Below are 21,283 nucleotides of genomic sequence, written 5' to 3'. Positions count from 1 at the left end.
GGAGAAGTTGATGAGCACCGTTCCGGAACCCAATCGCCCTGTGGTGCCGCCATCGTCCGCGGCGCCGATCATGATCGTCGAGGACGATGCGATACAGGCCCTCGATCTGAAGCAGCAGCTGCGGGCGCAGGGCTACCGGGTGGTCGGCATTGCCGGCAGCGCCGAGGAGGCGGAGAAACTGGCCGAGCGGGAATGGCCCTCCCTGGTGCTGATGGACGTGCGGCTGCAGCATGGCCCGGACGGCGTCGACCTCGCCGCGCAACTGAACGCAAAGCGCGCGCTGCCGGTCCTTTTCGTCACCGCCTACAGCGACCCCGAGACGGTTCACCGCGCCGCGCGCATCGGCGCCTACGGCTTCATCACCAAGCCCTATGAGGAACGCGAACTGCGCGCAGCGGTCGAGGTGGCGCTCGCGAAGGCGGCGCTGGAGCGCCGGCCGGCGGCCGAGGAGCGCTGGTTTGCGCAGTCGTTGCGCTGCGTGCAGGACGGTGTGCTGCTGACCGATGCCAACGGCCGGTTGCTGTTTCTGAATCCGCTCGCCGAGGGCTGGACCGGCTGGGCCGAGATCGATGCGAATGGACGCCCGCTGTCCGAGGTATTGAACCTGGAACCGGCGCAGGGCATCGGCACCGGCGATCCGGCGGCGGCCCTGCACGAGGCAGTGATGCAGGGCAGTGTGCTGCAGATGTTGCCGGCCGTCGCCGCCGTCGCGCGGAACCGGACGCGCACGCTGCTCGACATCTCCTGTGCACCGATCGGCGACGAGCGCGGGCGGCGCGTCGGCAGCGTCATCCAGTTGCGCAACGCGGCCGAACGCCAGGCGCTCGACCAGCGCCGGCACGGCGGCCTGCAGCGGTTTCGCACCGCATTCGAACAGGCACCGCTCGGCATGGCGCTGGTGACGACTGACGGGCGCCTGCTCGAGGTCAACGACGCCCTGTGCACGATGCTCGGGCACCGGCGCGAGGCTTTGCTCGAGTTGCGCCAGTTCGATCTGACGGTGGCCGAAGACCGTGTCATCGAGGCGCAGATGCTGGCCTTGCTGGCGCGCGGCGACCGGGCCATCGTGCAGTTCGAGCGGCGCTGCCAGCATGCCGACGGCACGCCGCTGTGGAGCCTGACCAGTGTCTCGAAGGTGGCAGACCCGGCGGCTGGCGACGACCACGACCATGCTTCCCTGCTGCTCTACCAGGTGGTCGATTTCAGGGCCCAGCGCGAGGTTGCACAGGGTCTGGCCACGGCCGGAGCGATGCGCCTGCAGCAGCAGATCGACAGCGCGGTCGAGATGACCACCCACGCGATCCTGTCGCGCGCCAGCCATGAACTGCGCACGCCGCTCAATGCGGTGCTCGGGCTTGCTCAGCTGTTGCAGTCGACGGAAGCCAGCACGATGCCCGATCGGGTCAAGGCCTATGCCGGGCTGATCGTCAATGCCGGTGGTCGCCTGCTGAAACTGGTCAACGACCTGCTCGACCTGCAGAGCGCGGACGTCGGCACGCTGGCGATGTCGATGGCGACAGTCGGCCTGCGCGGGCAGATCGATCAGACCTTGCAGCCGCTGCGCGAGGCCGCCGAGCGGGCTGGCGTCAAGATCCGTAACGAGGTACCGGACGACTTGCGCGTGCGCGCCGATCCGATCCGCCTGCGCCAGCTGCTCGCCGAACTGGCTGACAACGTGATCAAGCATGCCCACACCGGCAGTCTGCTGCGTTGGTCGGTCGGGCCGCGCATGGAACGGCCAATGGTGAGCCTGCGCATCGACGACTGCGGCCCCGGCATGTCGGACGAGGAGCGGCAGCAGGCGTTCCGCCTGTTCCAACGGCTCGGACGCGTCGACGACGCCGGCCCCGGCCTCGGCCTTGCGCTGGCCCGTCGGCTCGCCGAACGCATGGGCGGCAAGCTGACGCTCGACACCTCGCCGGAGCAGGGCATGCGGGTCGTGCTGATGCTGCGTGGCGCCGAATAGCGGCGTTGTCTCTTGGTGCTGCGGCCGGATCCGCCAAAAGGCATCGCTGATTGAGACAGGTCAAGGTGCCCCAGGCATGCGGCGGCAGAATCTTTTTGCCGAATCTTGCAAAGGGGCACAGATGAATCCGAATGCGACACGCCGCGCAGCGGCCGTTGGCGCCAGCGCGTCGGCAGACTCCGGCACCGGGCCGGCACCGACGCCCGATCGGGCCGGGGCCGGTGGTGGCGTCGAACCAACCGGCGCCGCCGTGGCCGGTCCGCCGACGCTGGCCGACCACATCGACGAAGCACGTGTGCTGATCGACCGCCTGCAACCGAGCGAAGTGCTCGGTCCGGCGCAACGCAACATGCTGAAGGTGCAACTGGGCATCGTGCTCGACAAATCGGCAACGCATCCGGTCCTCGCGATTGCCTACCTCGATTCGGTGATCGCCCGCATCGACGGCTGTGCACTGCGCGAGTCGCCGGATACCGTGGCCGGACAGGGCGGCCTCGGCGCGGATTTCGTCACCAGCTGCGCCGCGCAGCAGCCGATCTACCGCTGCCTGCAGGGCGCGCGTTCGCAACTGCTGAAACTGCACGACGAACGCTGCGCCTGAAGCATCTGCGCTGCGGCGGGCGTGACTAGTTGCGCTCGTCGTGATCGGCGCCGCGCAATGCCGCTGCCACCTCGTCTCGCATCCGTCGCAACGCGGCCAGTTCGCTGCCCGGCGCGGCGATCGCGCTCCACACTACATCGACCAGGCTGCGCGAGGTTGCCTCGAGATCGAGTGCCGGCTCGGCAGCGCGGTCGTGTGAAATGACCTCCCACAGCAGGTGTTCGGCCGGGCCGAGCACCAGGTGGCGCAGTAGCCGCAGCGACAGGTCGCTTCGGATTTCGCCATTCGCCTGGCCGCGCGCCAGCAGCGCCATCAGCGGCGCGGTATAGCGCCGCTGCAGCGGCAGCAGGCTGTCGCCGAGCGCCTGCCCCTTGCTGCGCCCTTCGGACAGCACCAGCGCGCACAAGCCGGTGCCCTGGATCAAAAACAGCCGCAGGTGGGTGTGAATGAAGAAATCGAGCTGCGCGCGCACCGGCTGGTCGGTCGGCATGCCGGCCTCGATCGCCGCAATGATCTCGTCGTACCAGTCGCCGATCACCCGCACGCACAGCTCGCGCTTGCCGCTGAAATAGGTGAAGACGGTGGCTTCGGAAATGCCGAGCCGCTGCGCGATCTCGATCGTCGTCGCCCGCTCGTAGCCTTGCTCGGCGAGCACCTCGCGGGCGACGCGCAGAATGTCGCGGATGCGCTGCTCGCTCTTCGCGCTGGCCGCGGCGCGGCGGGCGCGGGGCGGCGGGTCTGACAACGGGGTGTCGGGCATGAGTTGAAGTTTACTCAAGAATAGTGGGCCTAGCCTTGCGACTAGGGTAATTACCTGGTCATCTCGCACAGACAAACTGGCTAAAAGTGGTTCGGTCCTATATAGTTGAGCGTTGCTCAAACATTGTCAGGAGGCCGCGTGTTCGAATCGACTTTCAGCTTTCCGCTCGGCGACGACATCGCCGCATTGCGCGACGCCGTCCGCAACTTCGCGCAGAACGAGATCGCGCCGCGCGCCGCCGAGATCGACCGCGCCAACGAGTTCCCGGCCGACCTGTGGGCCAAGCTCGGCGAACTCGGCGTGATGGGTCTGACGGTGTCGGAGGAGGACGGCGGCACCGGCCTTGGATATGTCGCGCACATGGTCGCGATGGAGGAAATCAGCCGCGCCAGCGCATCGGTCGGCCTGTCCTATGGCGCCCATTCCAACCTCTGCGTGAATCAGATCAACCGCAACGGCACGCCTGAGCAGAAGCGCAAATACCTGCCGAAGCTGATCAGCGGCGAACATGTCGGCGCGCTCGCGATGAGCGAGCCCGGCGCCGGTTCCGACGTCGTCAGCATGAAGCTGCGCGCCGAGAAGAAGGGCGACCACTATCTGCTGAACGGCAGCAAGATGTGGATCACCAACGGCGGCGATGCCGATACGCTGGTGGTGTATGCAAAGACCGAGCCGCAGATGGGCGCACGCGGCATGACCGCGTTCCTGATCGAGAAAGGCTTCAAGGGCTTCAGCGCCGGCCAGCACCTCGACAAGCTCGGCATGCGCGGCTCGAATACCTTCCCGCTGTTTTTCGACAACTGCGAGGTGCCGGCAGAAAACGTGCTCGGCGGCGAAGGCAACGGCGCGAAAGTGCTGATGAGCGGCCTCGACTACGAGCGCATCGTGTTGTCGGGCGGGCCGCTCGGCATCATGGCGGCCTGCCTCGATGTCGTCGTGCCCTTCGTCCACGAGCGCAAGCAGTTCGGCCAGAGCATCGGCGAGTTCCAGCTGATGCAGGGCAAGATTGCCGACATGTATTCGACCTTCCAGGCCTGCCGCGCCTACGGTTATGCGGTGGCCCAGGCCTGCGACCGCGGCGACCACTCACGCACGCTGCGCAAGGACGCCGCCGGCGTGATCCTCTACACCGCCGAGAAGGCGACCTGGATGGCCGGCGAGGCGATCCAGGCGCTGGGTGGCGTCGGCTATACGAACGAGTACCCGACCGGGCGGCTGTGGCGCGATGCCAAGCTGTACGAGATCGGTGCGGGCACCAGCGAGATCCGCCGCATGCTGATCGGCCGCGAGCTGTTCGCTGAGACATGCTGACCACCGCCGCTGCGAATTCGAACGGCGCTCGAGACCTGCATTGTGGGAGGGGCTTCAGCCCCGATTCGGGCTGCTGCCACACCATCAAAGCGGGGCTGAAGCCCCTCCCACAGATATTTGTTGGCCCTTGCCGCCCTCCGCCGGTGGCGCATTGATATGGCATTGATCAAATCCAAACTGAACCCCCGGTCCGAGGAATCGAAGGCCAATGCCGCGGCAATGCGCGCACTGGTCGACGACCTGAATGCGAAGCTCGCGAAGATCGCCGAGGGTGGTGGTGAGGCAGCGCGCGCAAAGCATTTGTCGCGCGGCAAGCTGCTGCCGCGCGATCGGGTCGAGATGCTGCTCGATCCGGATACGCCGTTTCTCGAGATCGCGCCGCTCGCTGCGCTCGGCATGTATCCGGAGAAGGACGGCAGCGATGCCGCGCCGGCCGCCGGCATGGTTGCAGGCATCGGCCGCGTTGCCGGTGTCGAGTGCGTGATCGTCTGCAACGATGCGACGGTCAAGGGTGGCACCTATTACCCGATGACGGTGAAGAAGCACCTGCGTGCGCAGGAAATCGCGCAGCAGAACCGGCTGCCGTGTGTCTACCTCGTCGATTCGGGTGGTGCGAACCTGCCGAACCAGGACGACGTCTTTCCGGACCGTGACCATTTCGGCCGCATCTTCTACAACCAGGCGACGATGAGTGCGGCCGGCATCCCGCAGATCGCCGTCGTGATGGGTTCGTGCACCGCCGGCGGAGCCTACGTGCCGGCAATGAGCGACGAGACCATCATCGTGAAGAACCAGGGCACGATTTTTCTCGGCGGGCCGCCGCTCGTGAAGGCGGCCACCGGCGAGGTCGTCAGCGCCGAAGACCTCGGCGGCGGCGACGTGCACACCCGGCTGTCCGGCGTCGCCGACCATCTGGCCGAAAACGACATGCATGCGCTGGCGCTGGCGCGTGAAGTCGTCGGCCACCTGAACCGCAGCAAGCACCACGGCATGGCACTGCGCGAGCCGCAGCCACCGGCCTATCCGGCCGAGGAATTGCAGTCGGTGATCCCGGTCGATACCCGCAAGCCCTTCGATGTGCGCGAGGTGATCGCCCGCGTCGTCGATGGCAGCGAGTTCGACGAGTTCAAGGCGCGCTACGGCACGACGCTGGTCTGCGGTTTTGCGCACATCGAAGGCATGCCGGTCGGCATCCTCGCGAACAACGGCATCCTGTTCGCCGAAAGCGCGAACAAGGGCGCGCACTTCATCGAACTGTGCTGCCAGCGCAAGATCCCGCTGGTTTTCCTGCAGAACATCACCGGCTTCATGGTCGGCCGCAAATACGAAAACGAGGGCATCGCCCGCGCCGGCGCGAAGATGGTGACCGCGGTGGCCTGCGCCAATGTGCCGAAGTTCACGATCATCATCGGCGGCAGCTTCGGCGCCGGCAACTACGGGATGTGCGGTCGCGCCTATTCGCCGCGTTTCCTGTGGATGTGGCCGAATGCACGGATCAGCGTGATGGGCGGCGAGCAGGCGGCCGGCGTGCTCGCCACCGTCAAGCGCGATGGCATCGAACTGAAGGGCGGCCAGTGGAGCGCCGAAGAGGAGGCCGCCTTCAAGGCGCCGATCCTGAAGCAGTACGAGGTGCAGGGCCACCCGTATTACGCCAGCGCGCGCTTGTGGGACGACGGTGTGATCGACCCGGCCGATACGCGCCGCGTGCTCGCGCTCGGCCTGTCGGCAAGCCTGAATGCGCCGATCCCCGATGCGAAATTCGGCATCTTCCGGATGTGATCGGATGAAGAAGCACGGTGTTGCCGCAGCGCCTGTAGGAGGGGCTTCAGCCCCGATTGATCGGCTGCGATCCGGCCTCCATCCCGAATCGGGGCTGAAGCCCCTCCCACCATTTCGAGAGCAAGCCCATGTTTGACAAGATACTGATCGCGAACAGAGGTGAGATCGCGTGCCGCGTCGCGAAGACCGCACGTCGCCTCGGCGTCAAGACCGTTGCGGTCTATTCCGATGCCGACGCGAATGCACAACATGTCCATGCCTGCGACGAGGCGGTGCATGTCGGCGGCAATGCGGCGAAGGACAGTTATCTGCAGTGGCAGCGCATCCTCGATGCGGCGAAGGCCACCGGTGCACAGGCGATCCATCCGGGTTACGGCTTTCTCAGCGAGAACGAGGATTTCGCGCGCGCCTGTGGCGATGCCGGCCTCGTCTTCATCGGCCCGCCGGCCGATGCGATCGCCGCGATGGGCAGCAAGTCGGCCGCGAAGGAACTGATGGACAAGGCCGGCGTGCCGCTGGTGCCGGGTTATCACGGCCGCGACAACGATCCGGCGCTGCTGCAGCGCGAAGCCGAGCGGATCGGTTTTCCGGTGCTGATCAAGGCCAGTGCCGGGGGCGGTGGTCGCGGCATGCGCCGCGTCGACAAGGCCGAGGATTTTGCGTCTTCGCTCGCTTCGTGCCAGCGCGAGGCGCAGGCCAGCTTCGGCGACGACCATGTGCTGGTCGAACGCTACGTGACAAAGCCGCGGCATATCGAGATCCAGGTCTTTGGTGACAGCCACGGCAACATCGTCCACCTGTTCGAACGCGACTGCTCGGTGCAGCGCCGCCATCAGAAGGTGCTCGAGGAGGCGCCAGCGCCGGGCATGAGCGCCGAGCGCCGTGCCGAGATGGGCGCCGCGGCGGTGGCCGCGGCGAAGGCGGTCGGATATGTCGGCGCCGGCACCGTCGAGTTCATCGCCGAACAGCGCGACGATGGTGACATCCGCTTCTATTTCATGGAGATGAATACCCGGCTGCAGGTCGAGCATCCGGTCACCGAGGCGATCACCGGCCACGACCTCGTCGAATGGCAGCTGCGCGTCGCCTCCGGCGAACGGCTGCCGGCACTGCAGGACGAGCTCAAGATCCACGGCCACGCGATCGAGGCGCGCATCTGCGCCGAAAACCCCGACGCCAATTTCCTGCCGGCCACCGGCACGCTGAAGGTGCTGCGCTGGCCCGACCACGTCGATTTCCAGCGCAATGCCGACGGCAACGACTTCCACGACCCCGCGCCGGTGCGTGTCGATGCCGGCGCCCGCGAAGGCGACGAGATCAGCCCGCACTACGACTCGATGATCGCGAAGCTGATCGTCTGGGGCGCCGACCGCGAGCAGGCGCTGGCCCGGCTCGATGCGGCACTGCGGCAGACCCACATCGTCGGGCTGTCGACCAATGTCTCGTTTCTCGGCCGCGTCGTGCGCAGCGAGTCGTTCAGCAAGGCCAATCTCGATACCGCATTGATCGAGCGCGAACGCGAGGCGCTGTTCGGCGTGCCGGGCCTGCCGCTCGAGCTGGCCGCTGCCGGTGTCGCCGCGCATGCGCTGCAGCAGGAGGGGGCACTCGAAGACAGCGACCCCTGGTCGCGGCGTGACGGCTGGCGCATCCACCGCGGTGCGCGGCGCCGTTTCGACCTGCTGATCGACAAGACGCATCACCTGGCGACGCTGGAGCGGTTGCACGGCGGCGGGCTGCGCCTGGGCATGGGCCTTGGCGCTGCAGGCGCCGATTCGCACAGCTGGAAATTCTCGGCACGATCGCTTGGTGCGGGCCGCCACGATGTATCGCTCGGCGACGAGCGTCATCGATTGACGGTTTATGCCGATGGCGAGAAGCTCGCGGTGTTCGGCAATGCCGGCGAGATCGAACTGCAGGACTTCGATCCGATTGCGCATGCCGCCGATGGCGCAGGCGAGGGCGGCCGGCTGACCGCGCCGATGCCCGGCAAGGTGATCTCGCTGATGGTCAAGGCCGGCGACAACGTGAAAGCCGGCCAGCCGCTGGCGGTGATGGAGGCGATGAAGATGGAACATACGCTGGCCGCGCCGCGCGACGGCGTCGTTGCCGAACTGCTGTATGCGGTTGGTGACCAGGTCACCGAAGGCGCCGAATTGCTGCGTCTGGAAGGAGTGTCGTGATGGGTCGGAACAAGCTGCCGCAGCGCGTCAAGCTGGTCGACGTCGGCCCGCGCGACGGCCTGCAGAACGAGAAGCAGCCGGTATCGACCGGCGACAAGATCGAGCTGGTGCACCGGCTGCAGGCGGCCGGCCTGCACGAGATCGAGACCACCAGCTTCGTCAGCCCGAAATGGGTACCGCAGATGGCCGACAACAGCGCGGTGATGGAAGGCATCGAGCGGCAGCCCGGCGTGCGTTATTCGGTGCTGACGCCGAACCTGAAGGGGTTCGAGGCGGCGCTCGCGACCCGGCCCGACGAGATCGTCGTCTTCAGCGCCGCCAGCGAGGCTTTCAACCAGCGCAACATCAACTGCTCGATCGCCGAATCGATCGAACGTTTCGCGCCGGTCACCGAAGCGGCGCGGGCCGCCGGCATCAAGGTGCGCGGCGCGATCTCGTGTTCGGTCGGCTGCCCGTATGAAGGCGAGATCGCACCGGAACGGGTCGGTCTGGTCGCGAAGCTGATGAAGCAGATCGGCGTTGACCATGTCGGCGTTGCCGACACCATCGGCGTCGGCACGCCGCACAGGGTGCAGGCGGCGCTCGAGGCGGCGCTCGAACACTATCCGCTCGAAGAGGTCAGCGGCCATTTCCACGATACCTACGGCATGGCGCTGGCCAACATCATGGCCAGCCTCGAACTCGGCATCGCGACCTTCGACACCAGCGTCTCCGGCCTCGGCGGCTGCCCGTATGCAAAAGGTGCAACCGGCAATGTCGCGACCGAGGATGTCGTTTTCCTGTTGCACGGCCTCGGCATCGAGACCGGCGTCGACCTCGACCGGCTGATCGACGCCGGCACCTTCATCCGCGGCGTGCTCGGCCAGCCGAACGGCTCACGCGTCGCGCGGGCGGTGCTGGCAAAAAGGGCCGGCTGACCGGCGACGATGCGCATCCTGCTCGCCGAGGATGAAAAGGAACTGGCCAGCTGGCTGGTGCGGGCGCTCGAGCAGGCCGGTTTCCAGGTCGACTGGGTCGACGACGGCCGGATGGTTCGGCGCTCGATCAAGGCGACGCGCTACGACGCGCTGATCCTCGACCTCGGCCTGCCCGGCATCGGCGGCCACGACATCCTCAGCGATCTGCGCGATGCCGGCGAACGGCTTCCGGTGCTGATCCTGACCGCCCGCGATTCGCTGATCGAGCGCGTCAACAGCCTGCATGGCGGCGCCGACGATTTTCTTGCCAAACCGTTCGAGCTGGCCGAACTCGAGGCGCGGCTGGTCGCGTTGATCCGGCGCGCACGCGGCACCGACCATCCACGCTTTGCCTGCGGGCCGCTGAACTACGACTCGGCGACCAAGCAGTTCACGCTCGCGCACGAGACGCTGAACCTGACGCCGCGCGAACACGGCGTGCTGCGGGCGCTGATCCAGCGCAGCGGGGAGCCCTTGTCGAAACCCGAGATCCTCGAGCGGGTCTTTTCCGACGAGCAGGATGTCAGCCCGGAAGCGATCGAGGTGCTGGTGCACCGTCTGCGCAAGCGGCTGGCCAACAGCCCGGTGCAGATCACGACGCTGCGCGGGCTGGGTTATGTGCTCGAATGCGCCGACTGAGCCTGGACCGCTGGCATCAGGCCAGCCTGCGGCGCACGCTGCTGCTGGTGCTGTTTCCCGGTCTGCTGGCGCTGGTCGGCGCCGAACTGTGGCTGACCTGGCGCACCGCGGAAGCTGCAGCGAATGCGGCCTACGACCGCTCGCTGCTCGGTGCGATCAAGGCGATGGACGCCAATATCTCGACCGCCAGCGGCGGGCTCAGTGTCGAGCTGCCCTATGTGATGCTGGAATTCTTCGAATTGACCGCCAGCGGCCGCGTCTATTACCGCGTGGCCACCGAAGATGGCCTGGTCGAGATTGGCAATGCCGACCTGCCAGAGGCGCCGCGGGCGCTGATCACCGGCGCACCACAGTTCAGCGATGCGGTTTATTACGGCGACCCGATTCGGATCGGCTCCTATGCGCGTGTGCTCGATCGGCCGCTTGCCGGCCAGGCGAACGCGGGACGGGTCGTCATCCAGGTCGCCGAGACGATCGAGTCACGCACCGATTTCACCCGTTCGCTGGTGCTGCAGACGGTCGCCCGCGACCTGCTGCTGATCGTTGCCGCCGCGGGGCTGCTGGCGCTCGCGGTCGGCTGGGCGCTGCGCCCGCTGGCGCGCCTGCGCAGCGAGGTGCAGTCGCGGCCGGCGACCGATCTGACGCCGATCTCGACGCGCGGCATACCGGCCGATGTGCAGCCGCTGGTCGAGGCGATCAACCACCATGTCGAGCGCAATCGCCGTTCGGCCGAGGCGCGTCGCCGTTTCATCGACGATGCGTCGCACCAGCTGCGAACGCCGCTGGCGACGATGGCGACGCAGGTCGGTTATGCGCTGCGCGCCGACCCGCAGCAGCAACGCGATGCGCTGCTCGCGATCCGGTCCCAGCTCGACGAGACGGTGCGCCAGACCAACCAGATGCTGGCGCTGGCACGGTCCGACAGCATCGACATCGCGCCGGAAGCGGTCGATGCCGGCCGTCTGATCGACGAGGTGACCCGCCAGTGGTGGAGCGAGGCGCGCGAGCAGGGTGTCGACCTCGGCCTCGAATCGGACGAGGCCGGCCCGGTGCGCATCCTCGCCCAGCCCGGGCTCGTGAAGGAGGCCTTCGGCAACCTGCTGCACAACGCGATCCGTTATACGCCGCGCGGCGGGCACGTCACTGCGCGCTTGTCGGTGCGCGACGGTTTTGCAATGCTGGCGGTGCTCGACGACGGCCCGGGCATCCCGCCCGACGAGATCGATCGCGCCGGCGAACGCTTCTTCCGCGCCAGCAATGTCGGCAAGTCGGGTTCCGGCCTCGGGCTGGCAATCGTCCGCTCGGTCGCCGAGCGGCTCGGTGGCCAACTGCAGCTGGCCAATCGTGCCGAAGGTGGGCTGCTGGCCGAGATGCGGCTGCCGTTGGCTGGTCATTCGGCCAGCGAGGGTTGATCGTCAAACCGCACGTCGAGTCGTCCAATGTCGGTGCAGGGCCTAGGGTTTGCCCGCACATTTCGCGGATCTTGGTGAAAGGCGGCTGAAAGGGGCCGCTCGATAAAGTGCCGTCATCCCTGGAGCCAAGGCCTCCAAGGACGCCACTTTCACCAAAGGAGACGAATTCCATGATCCGCAAGTCACCCCTGCTCGCCCTTGTCCTCGCCTGCTCGGCGTTTGCCGCCAATGCCGGCCCGCTCGACAAGACCGAATGCATCGCCCCGGCCAAGCCCGGCGGCGGTTTCGACCTGACCTGCAAGCTCGCGCAAAGCGCGCTGCTCGACGGCAAATATATCGCCGACCCGATGCGCGTGACCTACATGCCCGGCGGCATCGGCGCGGTGGCCTACAACTCGGTGATCGCCCAGCGCCCTGACGAAGGAAACACCATCGTCGCCTTCTCGGGTGGTTCGCTGCTCAACCTGGCGCAAGGCAAGTTCGGCCGCTACAACGAAAACGACGTGCGCTGGCTGGCCGCGATCGGTGCCGACTTCGGCGCCGTCATCGTCGCCGAAAATTCGCCGTTCAAGTCGCTGAAGGAACTGATCGCAGCGGTCAAGGCCGACCCGACCAAGGTCGTGTTCGGCGCTGGCGGCACCGTCGGCAGCCAGGACTGGATGAAGGCCGCGCTGGTCGCCAAGGCTGCCGGCATCGATCCGAAAACGATGCGATTCGTTGCCTTCGAAGGAGGCGGCGAAGCCAGCACCGCGCTGCAAGGCGGCCACATCCAGGTCTATTCGGGTGATGCATCCGAGGCCCAGCAGCAGGCCAAGGCCGGCTCGAAGATCCGCGTGCTCGCGGTGATGGCCGACAAGCGCCTGCCGGGCGACCTGGCGAACGTCCCGACCGCCAAGGAGCAGGGCATCGACATCGAATGGCCGATCATCCGTGGTTTTTATATGGGCCCGAAGGTCAGCGATGCCGATTTCAAGGTCTGGAGCGACACCTTCAAGAAGATGATGGCGACCCCGGAATACGCGAAGCTGCGCGCCGACCGTGGTCTGTTCCCGTTCGACATGGTCGGTGCTGAGGCCGACGCCTATGCGAAGAAGCGGGTCGGCGAATACCGCAAGCTGGCCCAGGACTTCGGTCTGGCTGTCGCGAAGTAATGGCGTGACCGATCGGCCGCCGACCACTGGTCGAGCGGCCGATCCCCGGTTCAAGCCAGTCCGCCGCGCCGTCGCGGCTCCAATGGAGATTCCCAATGAGTGATCGCATCCTCGGTGCGGTGTGCATTGCCGTGGCCGCTGCAATGGCGTATTTCGCCCAGGCCTACGCGCCCCCCTTTTCATATGAACCGGTCGGCCCGCGTGCCTTCCCCAGGCTGCTGGCCGCGCTGATGGCGATCGGCGGCATCTGGCTGGTGATCAAGCCCTCGCTGCACGCCAACCCCTTCCCGCCCGGTGCGGCCAAGCTCATCGGACTCAGCGTGCTGACGGTCTTCATCTACGCCCTGCTGTTCCAGATCCTCGGCTTCACGCTGGCCACCGCGCTGATGTCGGTGCCGGTCGGCATGGCCTTCGGCGGCACGTGGAAACAGGCGCTGCTCGGCGGCGTCGGCCTCGGTGTCGGTCTTTATCTGCTGTTCGACAAGCTGCTCGACGTTGTCTTGCCGACCGGTCTTCTCAGCTTCATTTTCGGAGGCCGCTGATGGAAACTCTGGGCTACCTGATTGACGGTTTCGGCGTCGCACTTTCGCCGATGAACCTGATGATTGCCGCTTTCGGCGCCTTCCTGGGCACCATCGTCGGCATGTTGCCGGGCCTCGGCCCGATCAATGGCGTCGCGATCCTGATGCCGCTGGCCTTCGCACTGAAGCTGCCACCCGAAACCGCGCTGATCCTGCTCGCTGCCGTCTATGTCGGCTGCGAATACGGCGGGCGGATCTCGTCGATCCTCCTCAACGTGCCCGGCGACGCCGGCGCGATCATGACGACGCTCGACGGCTATCCGATGGCGCGCAAGGGGCTGGGCGGTGTTGCCTTGTCGATCTCGGCCTGGAGCTCGTTCATCGGTTCGGTCATCGCGACCATCGGCATCGTCGCGTTCGCTCCCTTGCTCGCGCGCTGGGCACTGGCTTTCGGCCCGGCAGAATATTTCGCGCTGATGTGTTTTGCCTTTGCCTGCATCGCCGGCCTGATGGGTGATGCGCCGATGAAGGCGGGACTGGCGGCGATCATCGGCCTGTCGCTGTCGACGGTCGGCCTCGATTCAAACTCGGGTGTCTACCGCTTCACCGGCGGTGACGTTCACCTGTCCGACGGCATCCAGTTCATCGTCGTCGTGATCGGTGTCTTCTCGGTCAGCGAAATCCTGCTGATGCTCGAACACCAGCACAGCAGCGCCGGCATGATCAAGGAAACCGGCCGCAAGCTGTTCAACTGGGCCGAGCAGAAACTGGCCTGGTGGCCCTCGGTGCGCTCGGGCGTGGTTGGCTTCGTCGTCGGCGTGTTGCCCGGTGCCGGTGCAACGATCGCCAGCGCAATGACCTATTCGATGGAGAAGCGTCTGTCTGGCGACAGCGGCACCTTCGGTGAAGGTGATATCCGCGGCGTGGCGGCTCCCGAGGCGGCGAACAATGCGTCGGCAGCCGGTTCCTTCGTTCCGATGCTGACACTCGGCGTGCCGGGTTCGGGCACCACCGCGGTGATGGTCGGCGCATTGACGCTTTACAACATCACGCCGGGGCCGGCGCTGTTCACGCAGCAACCGGATCTGGTCTGGGGCCTGATCGCGTCGCTGTTCCTCGCCAACGTGATCCTGCTGGCGATCAATATCCCGCTGATCGGCGCCTTCATCAAGGTGCTCAGCGTGCCGAACTGGATGCTGGTGCCGGGCATCCTGGCGGTCAGCACGGTCGGCGTCTATGCGGTTCACGCCACCACCTTCGACCTGATGCTGATGGCCGGCTTCGGCCTGATCGGCTACCTGCTGCGCAAGCAGGGGGTACCGATGGCCCCGCTGATCCTCGGCTTCGTGCTCGGCGATCTGATGGAACAGAACCTGCGCCGTGCGATGTCGATCACCAACGGTGAAATCGGCATTCTGTTCGAGAGCCCGATCTCGATCGGCCTGTGGATCTGCGCCGCGACGATGGTCATCGTGCCGCCGCTGGTCCGCCGCTTCAGCCGCAACGGCCGCAACGGCCGGGTCGAGCCACTGCAGGCCTGAACCCCGGGGGCCCAGCCCCCTCCACCACAGCCCCCGTGGAACGTCGTGCAACAGCGCGGCGGGGGGTAACTCGTCCCTTCGACAAGAGAAATGTCATGCAAATCACAGGTATGTTGTACGGCGCCAGGCTGCTGAAGCTGGTCGATTTTCCGATCGCCGAAGTGCTCGGCCCCGACGCGTCGGAAAGCCAGATCAGCGACCTGATCAAGCGACATGGCCAGGTCTTCGTCAAGCCGCTGTTCAAGGGCGGTGTCGGCAAGAAGGGCAAGTCGGGGCTGATCGGCCGCGCATCCGATCTGCGAACCGCGCTGGCCGAGAAGGAGCGGCTTTATTTCGCCGAACACAAACATGGCAATGCGACGGCAAAAGCCAACGGCGTGACTTTCGAAGGCGGCGTGCCGGCCGAACACGAGGTCTATTTCTCGATCACCGACGACACGCGATTTCGCGCACCGACGATCACGATCACGCATCGCGGCGGCGTCGATATCGAGGAACTCGGCAAGGACGAGATCGTCACCGTGCCCTTCGATGCGCTGACCGGCCTGAAGGCCTTCGTGATCGCCAATGCGCTGGCCGATATCGGCGCGCCGCGCGAAATCGTCTCGCCGCTGGTGCAGCACCTGCCGAAGTTGTGGGAGCTGATGCACCACTACGGCATGACGACGCTCGAGCTGAACCCGATCCGCATGCGTCCCGACGGCAAGGGCCGCTTGACGCCGGTCGCCTGCGATTTCAAATGCGGCTTCGACCGCGACGACCCGCGCGTCGCGCGGCTCGGCCTGCCCGAACACCTGTTCGCCGCCGATGTCGGCGCGTTCGAGCAGGAAGTCAACGAACTGCGCACCCACCAGGGTCAGTCGGATGTCTTCGTGATCAACGAGCGCGGGACGATCCTCGCACCGACCTTCGGCGGTGGCGCGAACAGCCTTGTGACCGAGGTGCTCGGCGAAGCGGCGAGCATCAGCTCGGACTTCGGCGGCAACCCGCCCTACGAAAAGATGAAGGAAGTCGCGCGCATCTGCTACCGCCACTTCCTCGAGCAGTCGAACGTGCTCTTCATCATCGGCGGCAAATCGAACAACACCGATATCCACGAGACGCTGCGCGCAATGGGTGATGCGCTGCGCGAGCACTTTTCGGCGAACGGACCAACGCCGCTGTACGTGGTCGTCGGCCGCGGCGGACCGAACCTGATCCGCGGCTTCGGCGTTTTGGCCGATACCTGCGATTCATTGGGCATTCCCTACCGCTTCTTCGGCTTCGACAGCGCGATCTCCGAGGTCGTCAACTATGCGAAGAAGGTCGATGAATGGATGAAGGCCGGCGGCCGCGATGTGATCGCGAAACGCCTGGGTTTGACGGCAGTGGCCGAAGGAGAAGCAGCATGAACGCGCAGGGCATCGCGGGTTTTCCGTATTACCTCGGGGTCAACTCCCTGACCGATCTGGCCAGCCGCGGCGACCGCGTCTGCGTGCTCAATATCCTCGGCGGCGAATCGCGCCAGGTGACGCCGACCAGCCACGCTTTCTCCGGCGGCAACGTGGTCTTCGGCACCTCGCCGGGCCGCGGCGGCCAGAAGCTGAAGACTTCGGTCGGCGACATACCCGTCTTCAACAATGTCCGCGAAGGCTTGAATGCCGGGTTTTCGTTCAATACTGGCGTCGTCTATCTGCCGCCGTCGGGTGTTCGCGACGGTGTCGCCGAACTGATCCGCGTCAACCCGCAGCTGAAGAAGATCGTCATCGTCACCGAAAAGATCGCGGTGCACGATGCGCGTGAAATCCGCGCGATGGCGCAGGGCGCCGGCGTCGACATCATCGGCGGCAACTGCCTCGGTGTGGCCGATTCGTGGAGCAGGGTGCGCATCGGCGGCGCGCTCGGCGGCGATTTTCCCGATGAGACGCTGGTGCAGGGAACGGTCGCGATCTTCTCGAACTCGGGTGGCTTCACGACGACGATCGCGCAGTATCTGGGCACAGAAGGCTGGGGAACGACGACGCTGGTGTCGTCGGGCAAGGACGTCTACATCCATTACGGCGCACGCGACTTCGCGCATGCCTTCCGCAACGATGGCCGCTCGCGCGCCGCGGTGCTGTATGTCGAGCCGGGCGGTTATTACGAGCGTGATGTCGATTTCGGCAAGCCGGTCGTCGCCTGCGTCGTCGGCCGCTGGAAGGCCAAGCTTACGCGCGCGGTCGGCCATGCCGGCGCAATGGCCGGCGCCGGCGACAGCGCGCAGGACAAGGAGCGCTGGTTCATGGAGGCCTTCGGCGTCGATGCGTTGTTCACGCCGGAAAATCCGGTGGTGTCGCGCAAGGGTGCGGTCGTCACCAACATCGCACACATCCCGGACGCGCTGACCGCGGTGATGGCGGCCGGCGGCGCGAAACCCGATTTCGCGCCGCGCGGCAGCCTGTCGCTGAAACCGTGGATGGCCAACGACCAGGGCATTGCGCTGCCGGCCGAACTGGCGCTGCCGCCGGTCATCGCGCCGGAACCGTATGCGGCGCAGATCGCGGTGCTCGGCCAGCAGGTCGGCGCGGTGATCGCGCGACAGAACATGAAGGACAAGTCCGGCGCATCGGTGATGGACAGCCAGACCCAGGTCACCTCGGTGCATGGCCATTCGGTGCTCGATCTGGCGCTGCAGCCGCTGCAGGCCAATTTTGCGTTGCCGCTGGTGCATGAGGCGGCCGGGCCGAACGACCGCGCGATGCTCGACATCGCGGTTGCCGGCGAGGTCAACCTGGTCGGCGATCCGATCCTGGTCGCCGTCGACGCCGCGCGTGCCGCCGGCAATTCGCCCAATACCGTGATGGCCGCTGCGGCGTCCATCGTCGGCCCGAGGCGGGTCGAGCGTGCGCTGGCATGCACCCGGGCGCTGATCGACCTGTTCGCCGGATCCGGCCTGCAGGAAGGCCACCATGTCGAATTCGACAGTTCGGCGATCAAGCTCGACGAGGCGACACGGGCGCTGTTCACTGCGCGCGCCGACGAAGCCTCGGACACCCATCCGGCGGCAATGTTGAAAGCGGTGACGGCGCGTGGCGCGAAGTCCGTGTTCCTCGACTTCCTGCTGCGCCAGGACATCGTGTTGTCGCGCGATGCGATCCTGGCAGCGATCTCGACGACGATCGCCTGGGGACCGCTGACGCGCAAACGCATCAGCCGGCTGACCGCCGAGACACTGCCCTGGTATCTGCGCCTGTACGGCGTGATGGTCGGCGCGACGATTCCGGCCGAGCGCCACCAGTGGGGTGTGCTTGCCGGCATCCCGCAGGCCGAGCGATACGGCTCGTGGACGATGGCCGACCTCTGCTACCTCGCGATGACCGGCAAGAAGCCGAGCGACGAACAGGCCTTGCCATTGCAGCTGCTGGTCGGCCTGTTGATCTCGAACGGCCCGGGCGCAATCTCGGCGCAGGGCGCAAAAGGCGCGGTGTCGGCCGACGGCCCGCAGACGCCAGGCCGGGTGCAGATCAACAAGGCGATGGTCGGTTTTCTGACCCATACCGGCTACAGCCATGGCGGCAACGGTTTCGAAGGCATGGCCTTTTTGCTGCAGCAGTTCAAGGGGCAGGCGCTGATGGATCCGAGCGACCCGAAGCACGGGCTCGATCTGAAGGCGATGGCAACCGTTTTCGCAAAGAACTACAAGGCCGAGAAGGCCGCGGCGAAGGAGGCCGGGCTCGAACTGCGCGCCTTGCCGGGGGTGCACCATCCGGTCTTCAAGGGCAAGCCGGTCAACCACGATCCGCGCGAAGTCTTCATCGCCGAGTTCATGGCCAAACGTGGCAGCTACAACGTCTTCCATGCCTACTACCGCGAACTCGCGCAGGCCTTGTACGACGTCGGCGCGACGCCTTATGTGTTCTGCGTCAACATCGACGCGGTGATCGCCGCGCTGCTGCTGGCGCTGCTGTGGCCAGACTACACCTCGGGCGAGCTGAGCGAGCGGGATCTGGAAACGGCAGCCTTCACCGTCTTCCTGTACGGTCGGATGATCGGCGCAGCCGCCGAGATCGACGACCACCTGAACCGCGGGCGCAACATGGATACGCGCACGCCGGAATCGCAGGTCGCGTTTGTCGCCTGACAGCGCAGCAGCGACAAGAGGATCGACGATGGACATGCCCGCACACCAGTTGACGATGACGGTGCTGATGACGCCGGATACCGCCAATTTCGCCGGCAAGGTGCACGGCGGCACCATCCTGAAGCTGCTCGACCAGGTGGCATTTGCCTGTGCCAGCCGTTATTGCGGGCGTTATGTCGTGACGCTGTCGGTCGACCAGGTGATGTTCAGGCAGCCGATCCATGTCGGCGAACTCGTCACCTTCAGTGCCAGCGTCAATTACACCGGCACCTCGTCGATGGAAATCGGCATCAAGGTGGTCGCCGAAGATATCCGCAGCCAGGAAACGCGCCACGTCAACAGCTGCTTTTTCACGATGGTCGCGATGGACGACGAGCGCAAGGCGGTTCCGGTGCCGCCGCTGCGGCCGTTCAGCCCCGACGAACGGCGCCGCCATGCCGCGGCGATCGTTCGCAAGGAATTGCGCCGCGAGATGGAGCGGCGGGCGGCCGAGGCGAGGGGGCAGCCACAGCCGGCAGACCGCGGATGACGTTACCGGGTCGTAACCAAGCAACGCACTCAAGCATTGCAGAACGCCATTGCAACGCACCAGGACAGTGCGCGACCGGGCTGCAGGCCGCAGCAGCCAACGAATCGGGTTTCCCGACGCAGTTGGCCTAGGGGAATCACTTCAATTCTTTGGCCATGAAGCGGTGACGACAGCCGCGTAAGCATGTATGCTGCACTGCAACATGCCTATATCCACCACCCTGCAACTGGCGCTCGAGGACCTGATCGCCGATCTGCGACACGCTCGCCGGACCGGCGACCTGGGTCGCCTGGCACTCGTTGCGTATTGCGATGTGCGCCCGTGGGCGCGCAAGGCCGGTGAGTCCGAATTGGCCGAACTGCTGTCGGAAATGATGACCGGCAAGCCGCACACGACGCGCGAGGCCTTTCTCGACCTGATCGACCGGCTGATCTTTCAGCTGCTGACGATCCACGAGGAATTCCAGAGCGTATTGCCGGATTCCGCACCTGGCGACAACCAGCAAGACGACCGTCGCGGCGCTTCGCCGTGCTGACAGCGGCGCAAGACGATGCTGGTTGACGACGAGCTCGAATTTCTTGCAGGCCTGCTGCCGCTCGACGGCATCGAGGTGATCGAGCTCGGTTGCGGCGCGGCGCAGTTTGCGCGCCAGCTGCTGCGCCGCTACCCGGGCAGCCGCGTTACCGGGCTCGAGATCGATGCCAGGCAGCATGCGAAAAACCTCACCGATCCACAGCCGGGTCTGCAGTTCCACTCCGGTGTCGCCGAAGCGATACCGTTTGCCGATGCCGGCTTCGATCTGGCGCTGATGCTGAAATCGCTGCACCACGTGCCGGAGGCGGCGATGCCACGGGCGCTGCTCGAAGTGGCGCGGGTGCTGCGGCCGGGCGGGCACCTGTATGTGTCCGAGCCGGTTTTCGCCGGAGCCTTCAACGAGGTCGTGCGCCTGTTCAACGACGAGCAGCGGGTGCGTGCAGCGGCCCAGGCCACGATCGACGCAGCCCTCGCCGACGGCGCAACGTGGCAGCAGGTTGCCGAACACCGCTTCGACATGCCGGTGCGTTTTGCCGATTTCGCGGAGTTCGAGCAGCGGCTGATGCGCCCGACCTTCGCCGAGCACGACATCGACGATGCGAAACTCGTGGAAGTCCGCCGTGCTTTCGAGCCTCATCTCGGCCCGGACGGCGCCCGCTTCGAGCGCCCGATGCACGTCCGCCTGCTGCGTCGACGCTGAGCCGGCCTCTGCGGCCGCCGCAGCGGCTGCGTTCTACCAGTGCGCCATTGCCCGCGAGATCACCGCCGGGTCGGCATGGCGCATGTGCAACGACAGTCCGAGTGCAGCCATGTGGTTGCTGTTGCGGCCGAGGATAGCCTGGGCCAGTGGCAGGAACATCTGCTCCTCGAAACGCGCATGGGCGACGTAGGTATCGACCAGCCGCTGCACGGAGGATGCGTCGAGGTCGCTGTCCCGGCCTTTTGCGACATCCTTCAGCGCCGGTGACAGGCGCGACCACATCGCCTCGATCTGCCGGTGCTCGGCGGTCAGCCGATCGACGGTGCCCTGCACCATCTCGCGTTCCGCGCCCTTGCGTGCGCTGGCCAGCACCGCGGGGAACAGCTCGCGTTCCTCGTCGGCGTGGTGGGCGCGCACGACGTCGTCGAAAAATCCCATCGTCCGCGTTGCGATGCGCCGAGCCCGCGCCGCCGGGTCGAGCAGGTCGGGCAGGCCGCGGAACGACTCGAGCTGCGCGAGGATGCCGGCATGGCAGTGCGAAAACTCGTCGAGCGGCTGATTGTCGGAAGGGGAGGATTCGGTGCTTGTTTCGACGGTGCTCATC

18 protein-coding genes are annotated in these 21,283 nt (G+C 66.1%); 16 read left to right on the top strand and 2 right to left on the bottom strand.

Going from position 1 to position 21,283, the window contains the following annotated elements:
• The first annotated feature begins 10 nt into the window (after nucleotides 1–10).
• Together ACNH6H_RS03475 and ACNH6H_RS03470 are read left to right on the top strand one after the other, a co-directional pair.
• Nucleotides 11–1,966, top strand: a complete 1,956-nt coding sequence (locus ACNH6H_RS03475) for a response regulator (RefSeq protein ID WP_418315657.1) — start codon at nucleotides 11–13, stop codon at nucleotides 1,964–1,966.
• A gap of 121 nt (nucleotides 1,967–2,087) precedes the next feature.
• The gene (locus tag ACNH6H_RS03470) at nucleotides 2,088–2,567 is read left to right on the top strand and encodes a hypothetical protein (protein WP_418315655.1); all 480 of its coding nucleotides are present in this window, start codon (nucleotides 2,088–2,090) and stop codon (nucleotides 2,565–2,567) included.
• Between the two features lie 25 nt (nucleotides 2,568–2,592).
• On the opposite strand, the gene ACNH6H_RS03465 is transcribed toward ACNH6H_RS03470, so the two are convergent.
• Entirely contained in the window at nucleotides 2,593–3,327 is a 735-nt protein-coding gene (locus ACNH6H_RS03465; protein ID WP_418315653.1) for a TetR/AcrR family transcriptional regulator, read from the bottom strand.
• A gap of 138 nt (nucleotides 3,328–3,465) precedes the next feature.
• On the opposite strand from ACNH6H_RS03465, the gene ACNH6H_RS03460 reads away from it, so the two are divergent.
• From ACNH6H_RS03460 to ACNH6H_RS03395, 14 genes are all read left to right on the top strand, one after another.
• Nucleotides 3,466–4,638 carry an isovaleryl-CoA dehydrogenase gene (locus tag ACNH6H_RS03460; RefSeq protein ID WP_418315651.1) on the top strand — a complete coding sequence of 391 codons (1,173 nt, stop codon included), beginning with the start codon at nucleotides 3,466–3,468 and terminating at the stop codon, nucleotides 4,636–4,638.
• A 156-nt stretch (nucleotides 4,639–4,794) separates the two neighbouring features.
• Nucleotides 4,795–6,417, top strand: coding sequence for a carboxyl transferase domain-containing protein (locus tag ACNH6H_RS03455; RefSeq protein WP_418315649.1), 1,623 nt, complete (start codon nucleotides 4,795–4,797; stop codon nucleotides 6,415–6,417).
• A gap of 128 nt (nucleotides 6,418–6,545) precedes the next feature.
• Nucleotides 6,546–8,597, top strand: a complete 2,052-nt coding sequence (locus ACNH6H_RS03450; protein ID WP_418315648.1) for an acetyl/propionyl/methylcrotonyl-CoA carboxylase subunit alpha — start codon at nucleotides 6,546–6,548, stop codon at nucleotides 8,595–8,597.
• Nucleotides 8,597–9,514: a hydroxymethylglutaryl-CoA lyase gene (locus tag ACNH6H_RS03445; RefSeq protein ID WP_418315646.1), complete on the top strand. Its 918-nt coding sequence runs from the start codon at nucleotides 8,597–8,599 to the stop codon at nucleotides 9,512–9,514. The genes ACNH6H_RS03450 and ACNH6H_RS03445 overlap by 1 nt, the downstream gene beginning before the upstream one ends.
• A gap of 9 nt (nucleotides 9,515–9,523) precedes the next feature.
• Nucleotides 9,524–10,192, top strand: a complete 669-nt coding sequence (locus ACNH6H_RS03440) for a response regulator (protein ID WP_418315644.1) — start codon at nucleotides 9,524–9,526, stop codon at nucleotides 10,190–10,192.
• Nucleotides 10,180–11,604, top strand: coding sequence for a sensor histidine kinase (locus ACNH6H_RS03435; protein WP_418315642.1), 1,425 nt, complete (start codon nucleotides 10,180–10,182; stop codon nucleotides 11,602–11,604). Before ACNH6H_RS03440 ends, ACNH6H_RS03435 begins: the two co-directional genes overlap by 13 nt.
• Before the next feature lie 170 nt (nucleotides 11,605–11,774).
• The gene (locus ACNH6H_RS03430) at nucleotides 11,775–12,755 is read left to right on the top strand and encodes a Bug family tripartite tricarboxylate transporter substrate binding protein (protein WP_418315640.1); all 981 of its coding nucleotides are present in this window, start codon (nucleotides 11,775–11,777) and stop codon (nucleotides 12,753–12,755) included.
• A gap of 95 nt (nucleotides 12,756–12,850) precedes the next feature.
• Nucleotides 12,851–13,297, top strand: coding sequence for a tripartite tricarboxylate transporter TctB family protein (locus ACNH6H_RS03425; RefSeq protein WP_418315638.1), 447 nt, complete (start codon nucleotides 12,851–12,853; stop codon nucleotides 13,295–13,297).
• On the top strand, nucleotides 13,297–14,817 hold the full coding sequence (locus ACNH6H_RS03420) for a tripartite tricarboxylate transporter permease (RefSeq protein WP_418315636.1): 1,521 nt from the start codon (nucleotides 13,297–13,299) through the stop codon (nucleotides 14,815–14,817). Before ACNH6H_RS03425 ends, ACNH6H_RS03420 begins: the two co-directional genes overlap by 1 nt.
• Before the next feature lie 95 nt (nucleotides 14,818–14,912).
• Nucleotides 14,913–16,208 carry an ATP-grasp domain-containing protein gene (locus ACNH6H_RS03415; RefSeq protein WP_418315634.1) on the top strand — a complete coding sequence of 432 codons (1,296 nt, stop codon included), beginning with the start codon at nucleotides 14,913–14,915 and terminating at the stop codon, nucleotides 16,206–16,208.
• A complete protein-coding gene (locus ACNH6H_RS03410; RefSeq protein WP_418315632.1) occupies nucleotides 16,205–18,916 on the top strand; it encodes a CoA-binding protein in 2,712 nt (903 codons plus the stop codon). Before ACNH6H_RS03415 ends, ACNH6H_RS03410 begins: the two co-directional genes overlap by 4 nt.
• A 28-nt stretch (nucleotides 18,917–18,944) precedes the next feature.
• Entirely contained in the window at nucleotides 18,945–19,445 is a 501-nt protein-coding gene (locus tag ACNH6H_RS03405) for an acyl-CoA thioesterase (RefSeq protein ID WP_418315631.1), read from the top strand.
• Between the two features lie 202 nt (nucleotides 19,446–19,647).
• Nucleotides 19,648–19,980 carry a hypothetical protein gene (locus ACNH6H_RS03400; RefSeq protein ID WP_418315630.1) on the top strand — a complete coding sequence of 111 codons (333 nt, stop codon included), beginning with the start codon at nucleotides 19,648–19,650 and terminating at the stop codon, nucleotides 19,978–19,980.
• A gap of 15 nt (nucleotides 19,981–19,995) precedes the next feature.
• Entirely contained in the window at nucleotides 19,996–20,679 is a 684-nt protein-coding gene (locus ACNH6H_RS03395; protein WP_418315628.1) for a class I SAM-dependent methyltransferase, read from the top strand.
• A 33-nt stretch (nucleotides 20,680–20,712) separates the two neighbouring features.
• Here ACNH6H_RS03395 and ACNH6H_RS03390 read toward each other — a convergent pair whose 3' ends face one another.
• Nucleotides 20,713–21,282 (bottom strand): hemerythrin domain-containing protein, encoded by a 570-nt coding sequence (locus ACNH6H_RS03390; protein ID WP_418315627.1) that lies wholly within the window; start codon nucleotides 21,280–21,282, stop codon nucleotides 20,713–20,715.
• Nucleotide 21,283 lies beyond the last annotated feature (1 nt).

The sequence above is a fragment of the Pseudideonella sakaiensis genome (genome assembly GCF_048320135.1).
Taxonomy (GTDB): Bacteria; Pseudomonadota; Gammaproteobacteria; order Burkholderiales; family Burkholderiaceae_C; genus Ideonella_A; species Ideonella_A sakaiensis_A.
The sequence above is the reverse complement of the archived record's forward strand: the minus strand, read 5'-3'. Positions and strand labels throughout refer to the sequence as shown.

What these genes read in the sequence shown, in the direction of transcription:
- ACNH6H_RS03410 (WP_418315632.1), top strand. Translation starts at nt 16,205, where the DNA reads ATGAACGCGCAGGGCATCGCGGGTTTTCCGTATTACCTCGGGGTCAAC.
- ACNH6H_RS03475 (WP_418315657.1), top strand. Translation starts at nt 11, where the DNA reads ATGAGCACCGTTCCGGAACCCAATCGCCCTGTGGTGCCGCCATCGTCC.
- ACNH6H_RS03455 (WP_418315649.1), top strand. Translation starts at nt 4,795, where the DNA reads ATGGCATTGATCAAATCCAAACTGAACCCCCGGTCCGAGGAATCGAAG.
- ACNH6H_RS03420 (WP_418315636.1), top strand. Translation starts at nt 13,297, where the DNA reads ATGGAAACTCTGGGCTACCTGATTGACGGTTTCGGCGTCGCACTTTCG.
- ACNH6H_RS03450 (WP_418315648.1), top strand. Translation starts at nt 6,546, where the DNA reads ATGTTTGACAAGATACTGATCGCGAACAGAGGTGAGATCGCGTGCCGC.
- ACNH6H_RS03425 (WP_418315638.1), top strand. Translation starts at nt 12,851, where the DNA reads ATGAGTGATCGCATCCTCGGTGCGGTGTGCATTGCCGTGGCCGCTGCA.
- ACNH6H_RS03440 (WP_418315644.1), top strand. Translation starts at nt 9,524, where the DNA reads ATGCGCATCCTGCTCGCCGAGGATGAAAAGGAACTGGCCAGCTGGCTG.
- ACNH6H_RS03435 (WP_418315642.1), top strand. Translation starts at nt 10,180, where the DNA reads ATGCGCCGACTGAGCCTGGACCGCTGGCATCAGGCCAGCCTGCGGCGC.
- ACNH6H_RS03415 (WP_418315634.1), top strand. Translation starts at nt 14,913, where the DNA reads ATGCAAATCACAGGTATGTTGTACGGCGCCAGGCTGCTGAAGCTGGTC.
- ACNH6H_RS03405 (WP_418315631.1), top strand. Translation starts at nt 18,945, where the DNA reads ATGGACATGCCCGCACACCAGTTGACGATGACGGTGCTGATGACGCCG.
- ACNH6H_RS03395 (WP_418315628.1), top strand. Translation starts at nt 19,996, where the DNA reads ATGCTGGTTGACGACGAGCTCGAATTTCTTGCAGGCCTGCTGCCGCTC.
- ACNH6H_RS03390 (WP_418315627.1), bottom strand. Translation starts at nt 21,282, where the DNA reads ATGAGCACCGTCGAAACAAGCACCGAATCCTCCCCTTCCGACAATCAG.
- ACNH6H_RS03465 (WP_418315653.1), bottom strand. Translation starts at nt 3,327, where the DNA reads ATGCCCGACACCCCGTTGTCAGACCCGCCGCCCCGCGCCCGCCGCGCC.
- ACNH6H_RS03470 (WP_418315655.1), top strand. Translation starts at nt 2,088, where the DNA reads ATGAATCCGAATGCGACACGCCGCGCAGCGGCCGTTGGCGCCAGCGCG.
- ACNH6H_RS03430 (WP_418315640.1), top strand. Translation starts at nt 11,775, where the DNA reads ATGATCCGCAAGTCACCCCTGCTCGCCCTTGTCCTCGCCTGCTCGGCG.
- ACNH6H_RS03445 (WP_418315646.1), top strand. Translation starts at nt 8,597, where the DNA reads ATGGGTCGGAACAAGCTGCCGCAGCGCGTCAAGCTGGTCGACGTCGGC.
- ACNH6H_RS03400 (WP_418315630.1), top strand. Translation starts at nt 19,648, where the DNA reads ATGCCTATATCCACCACCCTGCAACTGGCGCTCGAGGACCTGATCGCC.